8 protein-coding genes are annotated in these 12,986 nt (G+C 52.5%); 5 read left to right on the top strand and 3 right to left on the bottom strand.

Features of this window, described 5'->3' with window-relative positions:
* From ACQE3Z_RS17015 to ACQE3Z_RS17005, 3 genes are all read left to right on the top strand, one after another.
* A complete protein-coding gene (locus ACQE3Z_RS17015) occupies positions 1-1,464 on the top strand; it encodes a pyridoxal phosphate-dependent decarboxylase family protein (RefSeq protein WP_426974694.1) in 1,464 nt (487 codons plus the stop codon).
* A gap of 437 nt (positions 1,465-1,901) precedes the next feature.
* Entirely contained in the window at positions 1,902-3,455 is a 1,554-nt protein-coding gene (locus ACQE3Z_RS17010) for a peptide MFS transporter (RefSeq protein ID WP_426974693.1), read from the top strand.
* A 1,237-nt stretch (positions 3,456-4,692) separates the two neighbouring features.
* Positions 4,693-6,045, top strand: a complete 1,353-nt coding sequence (locus tag ACQE3Z_RS17005; protein WP_426974692.1) for an esterase-like activity of phytase family protein — start codon at positions 4,693-4,695, stop codon at positions 6,043-6,045.
* A 151-nt stretch (positions 6,046-6,196) separates the two neighbouring features.
* On the opposite strand, the gene ACQE3Z_RS17000 is transcribed toward ACQE3Z_RS17005, so the two are convergent.
* The 3 genes from ACQE3Z_RS17000 to fsa form a co-directional block, all read right to left on the bottom strand.
* Positions 6,197-6,958, bottom strand: coding sequence for a DNA-binding transcriptional regulator YciT (locus ACQE3Z_RS17000; protein ID WP_426974691.1), 762 nt, complete (start codon positions 6,956-6,958; stop codon positions 6,197-6,199).
* A 142-nt stretch (positions 6,959-7,100) separates the two neighbouring features.
* Entirely contained in the window at positions 7,101-8,363 is a 1,263-nt protein-coding gene (locus ACQE3Z_RS16995) for a DUF1479 domain-containing protein (RefSeq protein ID WP_426974749.1), read from the bottom strand.
* Positions 8,364-8,574: 211 nt separating this feature from the next.
* Positions 8,575-9,237 (bottom strand): fructose-6-phosphate aldolase, encoded by a 663-nt coding sequence (gene fsa / locus ACQE3Z_RS16990; RefSeq protein WP_250651983.1) that lies wholly within the window; start codon positions 9,235-9,237, stop codon positions 8,575-8,577.
* 135 nt (positions 9,238-9,372) lie between these two features.
* Here fsa and ACQE3Z_RS16985 point away from each other — a divergent pair, with 135 nt between their 5' ends.
* A complete protein-coding gene (locus ACQE3Z_RS16985; RefSeq protein WP_426974690.1) occupies positions 9,373-10,272 on the top strand; it encodes a glycyl-radical enzyme activating protein in 900 nt (299 codons plus the stop codon).
* A gap of 4 nt (positions 10,273-10,276) precedes the next feature.
* Positions 10,277-12,712, top strand: coding sequence for a formate C-acetyltransferase/glycerol dehydratase family glycyl radical enzyme (locus ACQE3Z_RS16980; RefSeq protein WP_426974689.1), 2,436 nt, complete (start codon positions 10,277-10,279; stop codon positions 12,710-12,712).
* The last annotated feature ends 274 nt before the right edge of the window (positions 12,713-12,986 follow it).

The raw sequence follows: 12,986 nt of genomic DNA, 5'->3' as shown, positions 1-12,986 counted from the left end.
ATGTCTGATTTAAATCCGATTCTGTCTGGTTCCGCGCAGAGTATTACCGCCTATCAGGAAGCTATTGAACAGAGCACAAAAGCGGTTGTGCAATGGCTCAAGCAGCCTGAGATGTACCAGGGCAAAACCGTCGGGGAATTACGTGAGCGTATCAATTTAGAGTTTAATTCTCAGGGCCTGGGCAACCAGGCCGCCATTGAGCGTGCCGTTGAGTATTTCCTCAAAGACAGCCTGTCCGTGCACCATCCGCAGTGTGTGGCGCATCTGCATTGCCCGAGCCTGGTGATTAGTCAGGCTGCGGAAGTGCTGATCAACGCCACTAACCAGAGCATGGACTCCTGGGACCAGAGCCCGTCAGCGACCATCATCGAGATGAAGCTGATCGAGTGGCTGCGTGACCAGGTCGGCTACCCGGCAGGCGATGCTGGTGTGTTCACCAGCGGCGGTACACAAAGCAACCTGATGGGCCTGATGCTGGCACGCGATGCCTTTTTCGCTCGCCAGGGCCATTCCGTTCAGCTGGACGGTTTGACCGGTGATTTGAGTAAAATCAAAGTGTTATGCTCTGAAAATGCTCACTTCTCTGTGCAGAAGAACATGGCGCTGATGGGGCTGGGTTACCGGTCCGTAACGCTGGTGAAAACCGATGAATTCTCGCGTATGGATCTTAACGATCTGGCAGAGAAGCTGGCGCAGGCGAAAGCCAGTGGCGAGCAGGTGATGGCTATTGTCGCAACTGCCGGGACTACCGATGCAGGCGCGATCGATCCGTTAACTGAAATTGCTGCGCTGGCGACTGAACAGCAGATTTGGGTGCATGTGGATGCGGCATGGGGCGGCGCGCTGCTGCTTTCTGAGAAGTATCGCCACTTCCTGAATGGCCTGGAACTCGCGGACTCCGTCACGCTGGACTTCCACAAACAGTTCTTCCAGACCATCAGCTGTGGTGCGTTCCTGCTGAAAGATGCGCATCATTATCAGCTAATGCGTTACCAGGCGGCGTACCTGAACTCTGACTTTGATGAAGAGCATGGCGTGCCAAACCTGGTGTCGAAATCGCTGCAAACCACGCGTCGTTTCGATGCCCTGAAATTGTGGATGGGCCTGGAAGCGCTGGGTAAAAAGCAGTACGCCGAAATCATCGATAATGGCGTGACGCTGGCGCAGCAGGTGGCACAGTATGTTGCTGAGCAACCGCAGCTGGAGCTGGTAATGCAGCCGCAACTGGCCAGCGTCCTGTTCCGTTTCCGTGCGGAAAAAGGCAACACCGCAGACGTTGCGTTGTTGAATCAGCGTATCGGTGATGCGTTGCTGGCCTCCGGCAGCGCCAACGTTGGCGTAACGGAAGCTGACGGTGTTACCTGCCTGAAAATGACGTTGCTCAATCCAACCGTTTGCCTGGAGGACGTGAAAGTTCTGCTGGCGAGCGTGATAGCCTGTGGGCAGCAGTTGCAGAACGCCTGATTGCTACAGCAATAAAAAAAGCCGACAACAGTGATGTTGTCGGCTTTAACATTCACCTGATTTTCTCCTGTTTTTACCGCTCATCCCTTTGCCCCAGACCCTGTTCTTTATTTATAGATAGATCTTTCGCGTCTCACTACACATACAGCATCGCTAAACGCTCTTTAAGCCCATGTTTAAAAACAATAATGCTTCATTGAGCCTAATCTGACATGGTGTCAACGATTATCCCGTTTTTACCGACATAAAATCTGATAAAGTAGACGCTTGTCGACTTTTCAACTTTAAGTTTTGAAGATGACACTAGAAAAAACTAGCATCCCGTTGTTAAGCGGTTAAATACTGTTTTATGAAATGTTAAAACACGACCTGACAGCCAGATGGTCGACGTGCATTCAGCGCGTACGGGCACTGTGACACACCTTTTGGGAGAATTTATGCGTTCCTCTGTTCATAAAAATGAAAGCCGGACCTTCTTCGGTCATCCTTATCCGCTGGGCTCGCTGTTCTTCACTGAAATGTGGGAACGTTTCTCGTTTTACGGCATTCGTCCGTTACTGATCCTGTTTATGGCGTCTGCTGTCTACGAGGGTGGAATGGGGCTGGCGCGTGAAAATGCGTCGGCAATCGTGGGTATCTTTGCCGGTAGTATGTACCTTGCTGCGCTGCCGGGAGGCTGGCTGGCAGATAACTGGCTTGGTCAGCAGAGAGCGGTCTGGTACGGCTCAATTCTGATTGCGCTTGGTCACCTCTCAATCGCGCTCTCCGCCGTGATGGGCGACAATCTGTTTTTTATCGGCCTGATGTTTATCGTACTGGGGTCCGGCCTGTTCAAAACCTGTATTTCTGTGATGGTGGGCACGCTGTATAAAAAAGGCGATGCGCGTCGAGACGGCGGCTTCTCGCTGTTCTATATGGGCATCAACATGGGCTCGTTCATTGCGCCGTTGATCTCCGGCTGGTTAATCAAATCCCACGGCTGGCACTGGGGCTTTGGCATTGGCGGCATCGGAATGCTGGTGGCGTTGGTTATTTTCCGCATGTTCGCTGTTCCGGCAATGAAACGTTATGACAGCGAAGTGGGGCTGGATTCCACCTGGAACAATCCGGTGGCGAAAAAGCAGGGCGTGGGTGCCTGGCTGCTGGCTCTGGCGGCAGGCGTAGCGGTCATTACGACGCTGATCGCAATGGGCGTGATTGTGATTAACCCCGTAGCGGTTGCCAGCATGCTGGTCTATGTGATTGCGGCTTCGGTGGTGCTCTACTTTATCTATCTGTTCATGTTTGCTGGCCTGAACCGAAAAGAGCGCGCCAGGCTGTTGGTCTGTTTTATTCTGCTGGTTTCCGCCGCTTTCTTCTGGTCTGCATTCGAGCAGAAACCGACCTCATTCAATCTGTTCGCTAATGACTACACCAACCGAATGATCGGTGATTTCGAAATCCCTGCCGTATGGTTCCAGTCGATTAATGCGCTGTTTATCATTCTGCTGGCGCCGGTATTCAGCTGGGCGTGGCCGATGCTGGCGCAAAAAAACATCCGTCCGAGCAGCATTACCAAATTTGTTATCGGCATTTTATGTGCTGCCGCCGGTTTTGGCCTGATGATGCTGGCGGCGCAGGATGTGCTGAATAACGGCGGGGCAGGCGTATCGCCGCTGTGGCTGGTGGGCAGTATCCTGATGTTGACGCTTGGCGAGCTGTGTCTGAGCCCGATTGGTCTGGCGACCATGACGCTGCTCGCGCCGGAAAGAATGCGTGGTCAGATGATGGGGCTGTGGTTCTGTGCCAGTGCCTTGGGTAACCTGGCGGCAGGCCTGATTGGCGGTCATGTTAAGGCGGATCAGCTGGATATGCTGCCCAATCTCTTTGCGCGTTGTTCTGTCGCGCTGCTGATCTGTGCTGCCGTGCTGTTCTTACTGATTGTTCCGGTGCGTCGTATGCTGGAAAATGCGCAGGTTAAGCATCAACAGAAACCGGTAACCACCGCGTAACGGGCAATACTCCTACAAACCGGTGTTAACGCGCCGGTTTATCTGGCCTTTAGTCATCTCTGCATCGCAGATAAAATCCTGGCTGGCTGCTGTGGGTTTGCTATTTCAATGGTTCAGGTTTTAGCAGGTGGGTTTTTGCCTTCGCTATAACATCTATAAAATCATCATAGTTAAACGCTATAACCCTGGCTGCGTTATTGCGGTTAGCTGTGGCAGGAAAGCGCGGCCTTGATTATTTTATACAGAACTAAACTAAAGTTGTTTTGTTAAAATAGATTACCACCCGTAAGGAAACCGGGTTTAATTGTTAATTAATAGAAATTGTCCTGTGTAAGCTGCCTTCCCGTCGCAATAACTTCATCTTTATCAAAATATAAAAGGTATTCTTCATTATAAGGCTTTATTGAATATCCATATAATATGCCATCTTCCTCACTTACCCCCATTACTCCCCTTTTTTACCTGCATACTTCTTATTTATCTCTTTGCAATCAGGCGATATTGTTATCTCCTTTGCGGCCACAGCCTCCACTGTCGCCAATTCTATCGCACTTTTCCCGGTCCCGATATTTATCCTTCCCAGGGTTAAGCCAGCCGCGATTGAGGTGCCAGCAGTCAGTAAACCTTTGGCCCGGTCAGACATCATTTGTTCATAACCGGCAGGCGCATTGCTTCCCAGTTGTTCAGCGGTTTTTCTGAAATCTTCAGGATTGCCGTTATATATCCCTCCGGCCGCCAGTAGCCGTCCGGCGGCTTTGCTGTTGATCGTGCTGAGCGGAGCGGGCTGCGTTATCCCGGCTGGCAAAATGGTAGAGTGTGGTTTTCCGCCTCGGTTACTGTAGCCTCGCCGGGCGACGGACCTTTTATATTCACGAATAATGTCCTGCGCGCCGCCATATTCAAAATCAAAGGGCGAGCGACAAACCAGTTCACCGCTGTCGTCAATATAAAACAGCCAGCCCGCGGAGGAATAAGCGCTTTGATAAGTGGATAATCTGATGACCAGCGATCGTCAAAAACGTATTCGCGGTCAATGCACGGCCAGGCGAGCGAAGGGCTGAAAATGAATTCAAACTTAGATTTCTGGTAGCAAGTGAATTTTAATAAAATGCGCTATTCAGTGTTTTTGCAATGTAGGGAAAGGCATAAAGCTGGAGCGGTTGGCAACCCAACGTTGTCATAAATCCTTCATCAATTACTCTTATAACAGGCTCTTTCCCATTATGGATGTAAGCTGATGAAAATTAAATCTCTTGCCTTGCTGTGTGCCTCTCTGTTTCCGTTATATGCCAGCGCGGCGCAGCCGCAAATTGAACGTTACGTGGTGAGCTTCCCGCAGGGCGACCGCGTAGCGTATCAGGGTGCGTCAGCCAGTGCGTTTCCTGACGGCCTGCCGGTGGGGGTTGGCTCTGGCCTGCGTTTTCTGCGTAAAGAGGGCGACGATCTGCTGTTCACGACCCTGACCGATCGCGGTCCCAATGCGGATGCGCCTAAAACCGGCAAGCGCGAGTCTAAAATTTTCGTTAATCCGGACTATACGCCGCTGCTGATGACAATCAGGGTTGGCAATAATAAGGCGGAAGCCATTGATGCCCATCCTCTGCATGACGAACAGGGCAATATTTCCGGGCTCCCGCTGCCGGAAGGTTTTATCGGTGCCACTAACGAAGCGGCGCTGAGCGAGTCGTTGCAATTACTTGGCAGCGACAAGCGCGGGCTGGATACGGAAGGCATTACCTCAGATGGCAACGGCGGCTACTGGATTTGTGATGAGTATGGTCCGTTTATCGCTCACATCAGCGCCGACGGCAAAATTTTGCAGAAGTATGGCCCGCAGGCGGAGTCCAGCGAGCAGAGCGTAGCCGGTGGGCTGCCGAATATTGTGAAATGGCGTCAGCCCAACCGTGGGTTCGAGGGGCTGACGCGCATGCCGGATGGCCGGATTATCGCTGCGGTGCAAAGCACGCTGGATATTGACGGCAAAAGCAAAAACAGCGCCCGCTTTACCCGTTTAGTGAGCTTCGATCCAGCGACAGGTAAAACCGCCAGCTACGGTTACCCCATTGATATTGAGGCTTATAAAAAAGCCAAAGATGCCAAAGTAGGCGATATCGTCGCGCTGGATAATCACCGCCTACTGCTGATTGAACAGGGCAAAGATAAAGAAAAAAACATGCGTAACCGCATCTATTTAGTGGATCTCAGCAAAGCCAGCGATCTGACCTCGTTCGACAAACAGCCGCCGGAGTTTGATGATGAGGCGGCGCTGAAATCACGCGGTATCGTTCTCGCCAGTAAACAACTGGTGGTGGATCTGCGTGCGTTGGGCTGGCAGCAGGAGAAAGTTGAAGGCCTGGCGCTGATCGATAACAAAACGCTGGCGGTGATAAACGACAATGATTTTGGCGTGCGCACTGAGCTGACCGACGCGCTATCCGGCAAGGATAAAATGGATGATTACACCGCTGACGGCAAAGGGCATCTGTTGGTCGACGGTGAAGTGGTAAAAACCAAAATTGCCGTGCGGCCACTGAATAAGCCAGAAAGCGAAAATGAACTGTGGGTCATTAGCCTGCCAGACGCGTTATAGCGCGCGCTGTCTAAAAAGCCTTTTTTGCCACACCGCGCAGCGCTTAAGTGAATAAGAAATAAAAGCAACCCGCCGCGCCTTTCGGGGCGCGGCTATATAAAGAGAGCGTTATTCAGTTATAAGGCGGGTATTATATGGGGTAAAACAATCCTCATACCGCCTCGGTTTGCTCTTTTACCAAATGCACATGGATAGATTGCCGCTCCAGCATCTGCTGATATTCAGACGATAAACCCGGATCGCTTATAACATGGCGGAAGGGTTTTTCCGGGGCGAGAGGATAGGGATGGATCAGGCCAAATTTAGAGGCGTCGGTTAAGGCGAAGGTTTCAATATCTTTTGCCATGACGGCATTCACAATATCGCTACGTAGCATATTTTTGCCGGTAAAACCGGTATCGGGATGCCAGCCATCAATACCGATAAAGGCTTTCTGAAAATGGACCTGATGAATACAGCTACGCGTTAACGGGCCGACAACCGATTCGCTGCTTTTCTGATAAAGGCCGCCCAGCACAATCACTTCACAGCGCGAATCTTTTAATAAACCGGCAATGTAATGGCTGACCGTGACAATGGTGATGCTGTCGTCGTTAGCAAGATAGCGGGCAAGCAGGGCATTAGTGCTGCCCCCTTCAATAAATACTGATTCACCGGCGTTAACCTGCGAGGCGGCATATTGCGCCAGGCTTTGTTTCAGTGGAAAGCGCGACTGCATCCTGGCCGCAATACTATCGCTTTCCATCGACACGGCAGAGCCATGAACGCGTTTCAGATAGCTGTTTTTTTCCAGCGTATTTAAATCCTGACGAACGGTAACCTCTGAAACTTTGGTAATACGGGACAGTTCGCTGACGCTGACGCTTCCTCGCTCATTAACCAGCTGAATAATCTGTAATTGCCTTGCGTTCATCTAACGTCTCGCCATCTGTTGCGGGGAAGGAAGTATATCAAAAGCGCAGAGGGATCACATTTGAGCTGGATCCCCTGCGCGTTAAGCGTGTTATCAATTTTCAGGTCGTTGGTGCATCAAAAGCCAGCAGTACAGCGTGACGCTATTCCATGCCCAGGGCGCGACGGCCATTGGCATTAAGATCGCTTAGCTGAAAGCGGTTTTGCCATGTCTGCTCATAATCTTCACGTGGAAAATCTGCCGGCGACGCGCCTTTTTCCAGCGCGGCGCGTACGCTGTGCGCATAAGCAAGGTTTTTCGCGCACGCCGGCGCGGCCGGAATATACATTACGTTGCCCCAGCCCTGCTGGTTTTCAACCGGCGCCACGGAATGAATCACGTCGCAGTGCCACCATACTGAATCTCCTGCCTGCAGCGTCGGGATGCTGCACAGCCCGGCGATCAGATGAGGATGCCACTTCTCCGATACCGGCAGCACTCTGCCTGGCGCAACGCCGCACAGTTCATCTTCAGGCACATCATCCAGTAAAGGGCGCAGTAATACATAGGCCATCGCTTCCGGCACCGGTACCACATGCAGCAGGCCCTGTCCGGCAATCATATCCGACAGCGCCGTCCAGCCCTGGAAAGTACGAAACGCCGAGCATTTGGTGGTGTTATCCACGTCATATTCATTAACCTCCGGGCGATAAGCCGCATCCCACGGATCATATTCCGCAAAGCGGTTAGTGAATATTTTGCTAAATACTTTCTGATAGGCGGGCAGCAGCCAGCGTTCCAGCGCGCCGGAATCGGTATGCGCGCCAAGCCCTTTCGAGGTAGTACCCGGCAGACGGCGGCGAATACGGTCGGGATAAATGATGTTCACTTCCGGGTTGAACCCGTCGCCGTCAGCATGCTGAAAGGTCCACAGACAGTTAAGGAATGTTTGCGTGGTGGCCATTTGCTGACTCTGGCGCGCTTCCATTTGCGCTTTTGACCAGTAGATAGGGTAAATTTCCGGGCGCGAAGCTTCCAGCGAACCAAAGAAATTATCGCCTGGCCCGCGATAAACCTCATCAAACTGGTTCTCATCCAGATAGCCAAGCATCGATTGATCCATTGCCAGCGCATGATCCCGGCTGAAGGTTTGTCGCACTACCAGGCAACCACGGCGCTTGATATGTGCAATCTGCTGTTCGCTAATATTGCCTGCCGCCAGATCGGTATAGTTAACTTCCGGCCAGGCGCTGCCGTTAGCTTGTTCTTCAGCGCGCGCTGCGGCAAGCTCTGCCTCTATTTTATCGCACACCTGGCGAAAGAGAGCTTCAACATCACCGATCTGTTCACGCAGAATGCGTTTCATTGCCACGATATTCTGTTTGTAATCTTCAGGTAGGGTTACTGAAGTAAAGGATGTATTCATCATCGTCTCCGCTGCTCAGGGACAGGTGTATGGCTGAATGAAGGTTTTTTGCTTTCATTCGAAAGTAAAGCAAATATAGCAGAGTTGATAACACAAATATGTGAAGCTAAGCGTTGTATAGCATTTTTTTGGCTTTCATTCGAAGGTATGCGGCTATCGACACCAACGGAAGGGAGACCGCCGCACGAATAATCTTTTATTATTTAATTATTTAGAAACCAGGCGCGCCAAATGCGGCTAACCAGTCCTGCTCAAATTTTTCTACGGCGGCGCTTACTGCTGGCGTGGCGATCATCTGCTCTGCAACATCCAGCGGCAGCGTAATAGATTCACAGCCCGTCAGCAGACAATCCAGCGCCTGGCGCGGCGTTTTAAAGCTGGCCGCCAGCACTTTTGTTTCTGGCGCATGCAGTGTGAGTAACTGCTGTAACTCTTTTACCGTCTGGATGCCATTGCCGCCCTGCGCATCAATCCTGTTCACATAGGGCGCGATATATTCCGCACCGGCCAGCGCCGCCAGCAAACCCTGCGCCGCGCCGTAAACCGCCGTGCCCAGCGTTGGAATGCCTTGCTGTTTTAGCAGCTTAATCGCTGCCAGTCCCTGGGCCGTTACCGGAACCTTAACCACCAGATCAGGGATAATGGCGCGCAGTTTTCTGGCTTCCTCCACCATCTGTTCAGCGTCTCTTGCCATCACCTGCGCAAACAGCCGACCTTTTCCGCCCAGCGCTTGCTGGAGTTCAGGCAGCACCACTTCAAGCGGCCTTTTACCGCTGGCGATAATGCTGGGATTAGTGGTCACGCCAGCCAGCGGGAAGATCTCCGCCAGGCGTCTCACGGCCACGACATCAGAGGTATCGAGATAGAGTTCCATAAAGGGTTCCTTAATAAATCGTGATGCTTAGCAAGTTTCGCTGAGTATATCCTCAGCGCGCGCTTTTTTATTGACTGAAGTCAATATGACTTTCTTTCGAAAGTTATTAAGTCTTCAATCGTAAAAGGGGGCTTTATGATTTTTAATATCCAGCGCTATTCCACCCATGATGGTCCAGGTATTCGCACCGTGGTGTTTTTAAAAGGCTGTTCGCTGGGCTGTCGCTGGTGTCAGAATCCCGAGAGCCGTTCCCGCCAGAAAGATCTGCTATATGATGCCCGGCTCTGTCTGGCAGAGTGCGATCTGTGTCAGCAGGCCGCGCCAGCGATGATTCAGAAGACCTTAAACGGCCTGATTATCCTGCGTGAAAAAATCGAACCTGACCATATCGCCGCGCTGGGAAATTGCTGTCCTACGCTGGCGCTGACCGTATGCGGCGAAGAGAAAGATGCCGCAGAGATTATGGCCGTGGTCAGGCGCGATCGGGCCTTTTACCAACGCAGTCAGGGCGGCGTCACGCTCTCTGGCGGCGAACCCTTTATGAATCCGCAACTGGCGGCCACATTGTTCCGTCAGTGTCAGCAGGAGGGGATCCACACTGCGGTAGAAACCTGCCTGCATGTGCCCTGGCGCTATGTCGAACCCTCGCTGCCGCATATCGATCTCTTCCTGGCCGATCTCAAGCATGTTGATGAACGCACCTTTAAGCAGTGGACCGACGGCTCGGCGAAACGCGTGCTGGACAACCTGCGCCGTCTGGCGGCGGCAGGGAAAAATATCACTATCCGGGTACCGCTGATCCCGGAATTTAACGCCAACCCGGGCGCGGTTACCGACATTGTTAACTTCGCTGCCGATGAGCTTGGCGTTAAAGAGATTCATTTTCTGCCTTACCACACTCTGGGCATGAACAAATATGCCCTGCTTCATCAGCCCTATCTGGCGCCGGATAAACCGCTGGATTGCCCGGCGCTATTAACTTTTGCTGAGACATACGCAAAACAAAAAGGCCTGACAGCGACATTAAGAGGATAAGAACATGACTACCCTGAAACTCGATACCCTGAGCGAACGTATCAAGGCCCATAAACAAGCCTTAATCCATATTGTTAAGCCGCCCGTCTGCACTGAGCGGGCGCAGCACTACACCAAAATTTATCAGGAAAATATGGATAAGCCGGTACCGGTGCGTCGGGCACTGGCCCTGGCGCATCATCTGGCGCACCGTACCATCTGGATTAAGCATGATGAAATGATCGTGGGGAATCAGGCGAGTGAAGTCCGCGCCGCGCCGATCTTCCCGGAATATACCGTAAGCTGGATCGAAAAAGAGATCGACGATCTTGCCGATCGTCCCGGTGCGGGTTTCTCCGTGTCTGAAGAGAACAAGCGCGTGCTGCATGAGGTGTGTCCGTGGTGGCGCGGGCAGACAGTGCAGGATCGCTGCTACGGCATGTTTACCCATGAACAGCAGGCGCTGCTTGCCACCGGCATTATCAAAGCAGAAGGAAACATGACCTCCGGCGATGCGCATCTGGCGGTAAACTTCCCGCTGCTGCTGGAGAAAGGGCTGGATGGTCTGCGCGACAAGGTGGCGGAACGCCGTGGCCGCCTTGATCTTACCGTGCTGGAAGATCTGCATGGTGAACAGTTCCTGAAAGCGATCGCTATTGTGCTGGAAAGCGTTAGCGACCATATCAAACGCTTCGCTGAGCTGGCGAACCAGATGGCAGCGCAGGAAAAGCGCAGTGCGCGTAAAGCGGAGCTGCTGCGTATTGCCGAAAACTGTGAAGTGATCGCCCACCAGCCGCCGCAGAATTTCTGGCAGGCGTTACAGCTTTGCTACTTTATTCAGCTGATCCTGCAAATTGAATCCAATGGCCACTCGGTATCGTTTGGCCGGATGGATCAATATCTCTATCCATTCTACCGGCGCGATGTCGAACTGGAACAAACGCTGGGCCGCGAACAGGCAATTGAGCTGCTGCACAGCTGCTGGCTTAAACTGCTGGAGGTCAATAAAATTCGCTCCGGCTCGCATTCAAAAGCTTCGGCGGGCAGCCCGCTCTATCAGAATGTCACCATCGGCGGTCAGAACCTGATTGATGGCCAGGGCGTGGATGCGGTTAATCCGCTCTCTTATGCGATTCTGGAATCCTGCGGTCGCCTGCGCTCTACCCAGCCCAACCTGAGCGTGCGTTATCACGCAGGGATCAGCGATGATTTCCTCGATGCCTGCGTGCAGGTGATCCGCTGCGGCTTTGGCATGCCCGCTTTTAACAACGATGAAATCGTTATTCCGGAATTTATCAAGTTAGGTATCTCGGCGGAAGATGCTTATCAGTATGCTGCTATCGGCTGTATTGAAACCGCAGTGGGCGGTAAGTGGGGCTATCGCTGCACCGGCATGAGCTTTATTAACTTCGCACGCGTAATGCTGGCGGCGCTGGAGGGTGGACGCGACGCCACCAGCGGGAAAGTCTTTCTGCCGCAGGAGCAAGCCTTGTCAAAAGGCAATTTCAACAGCTTTGATGAGGTGCTGACGTGCTGGGACAACCAGATCCGTTACTACACCCGCAAATCGATCGAGATCGAATATGTGGTGGATACCGTGCTGGAAGAGAACGCTCACGATATTCTCTGTTCGGCGCTGGTGGATGACTGCATCGAACGCGCCAAAAGCATCAAGCAGGGCGGGGCGAAATATGACTGGGTATCGGGCCTGCAGGTAGGGATCGCTAACCTCGGCAACAGCCTGACGGCGGTGAAAAAACTGGTGTTTGAACAGGGTATGATCGATCAGCAGCAGCTGGCGGAGGCGCTGGCCAGCGACTTTGACGGCTTAACGCATGAGCAGCTGCGTCAGCGCCTGATTAACGGCGCGCCAAAATATGGCAACGATGATGACAGCGTCGATGCGCTGCTGGTGCGCGCCTATCAGACCTATATCGACGAACTTAAAAATTATCATAACCCGCGCTATGGTCGTGGCCCGGTGGGCGGCAACTATTATGCCGGCACCTCGTCTATTTCAGCGAATGTGCCGTTCGGCGCGCAGACCATGGCCACGCCCGACGGCCGTAAGGCGAAAACGCCGCTGGCGGAGGGTGCAAGCCCGGCTTCCGGCACCGATCATCTGGGGCCAACCGCCGTTATCGGCTCGGTCGGCAAGCTGCCAACCGGCTCTATTCTGGGCGGCGTGCTGCTTAACCAGAAACTGAATCCGGCGACGCTGGAAAACAATAACGATCGCCAGAAGCTGATGGCGCTGCTGCGCACCTTCTTTGAAGATCATAAAGGCTGGCATATTCAGTACAACATCGTGTCCCGCGAAACGCTGATCGAAGCGAAAAAGCATCCCGATCAATATCGTGATTTAGTGGTCAGGGTTGCAGGCTATTCGGCTTTCTTTACCGCGCTCTCTCCGGATGCGCAGGATGATATTATTGCCCGAACCGAACATACCTTGTCTTAATATCCTAAGGCGCAGCGAGCGATGGCTGCGCCGATTTCTCTGTTTATTGGTTTCCCTGCTCTCATCTGTTTTTGATCATCAACCGTAACAAATGGTGCGTTCCGCCCCTGTTTGTTATTCAATAATGTTATGTTATAACATTTAAATCAACGGCCGGAACGCGCGTTTCCTGTGCTGACATGGTTCTACACAGGTGGTCATGCCGCAGGCAGTGCGCGCGTCTTCTCATGTAACTAACTGATATTGAGTAACGTATGTTTGAAGCTTTCTCTTT

It is taken from the genome of Pantoea sp. FN0307 (assembly GCF_050113815.1).
GTDB lineage: Bacteria > Pseudomonadota > Gammaproteobacteria > Enterobacterales > Enterobacteriaceae > Mixta > Mixta alhagi.
The sequence above is the reverse complement of the archived record's forward strand: the minus strand, read 5'-3'. Positions and strand labels throughout refer to the sequence as shown.

Coding starts and splice junctions, on each gene's coding strand:
- ACQE3Z_RS17010 (WP_426974693.1), top strand. CDS start 1,902: ATGCGTTCCTCTGTTCATAAAAATGAAAGCCGGACCTTCTTCGGTCAT.
- fsa (WP_250651983.1), bottom strand. CDS start 9,237: ATGGAACTCTATCTCGATACCTCTGATGTCGTGGCCGTGAGACGCCTG.
- ACQE3Z_RS16980 (WP_426974689.1), top strand. CDS start 10,277: ATGACTACCCTGAAACTCGATACCCTGAGCGAACGTATCAAGGCCCAT.
- ACQE3Z_RS17005 (WP_426974692.1), top strand. CDS start 4,693: ATGAAAATTAAATCTCTTGCCTTGCTGTGTGCCTCTCTGTTTCCGTTA.
- ACQE3Z_RS16985 (WP_426974690.1), top strand. CDS start 9,373: ATGATTTTTAATATCCAGCGCTATTCCACCCATGATGGTCCAGGTATT.
- ACQE3Z_RS17015 (WP_426974694.1), top strand. CDS start 1: ATGTCTGATTTAAATCCGATTCTGTCTGGTTCCGCGCAGAGTATTACC.
- ACQE3Z_RS17000 (WP_426974691.1), bottom strand. CDS start 6,958: ATGAACGCAAGGCAATTACAGATTATTCAGCTGGTTAATGAGCGAGGA.
- ACQE3Z_RS16995 (WP_426974749.1), bottom strand. CDS start 8,363: ATGAATACATCCTTTACTTCAGTAACCCTACCTGAAGATTACAAACAG.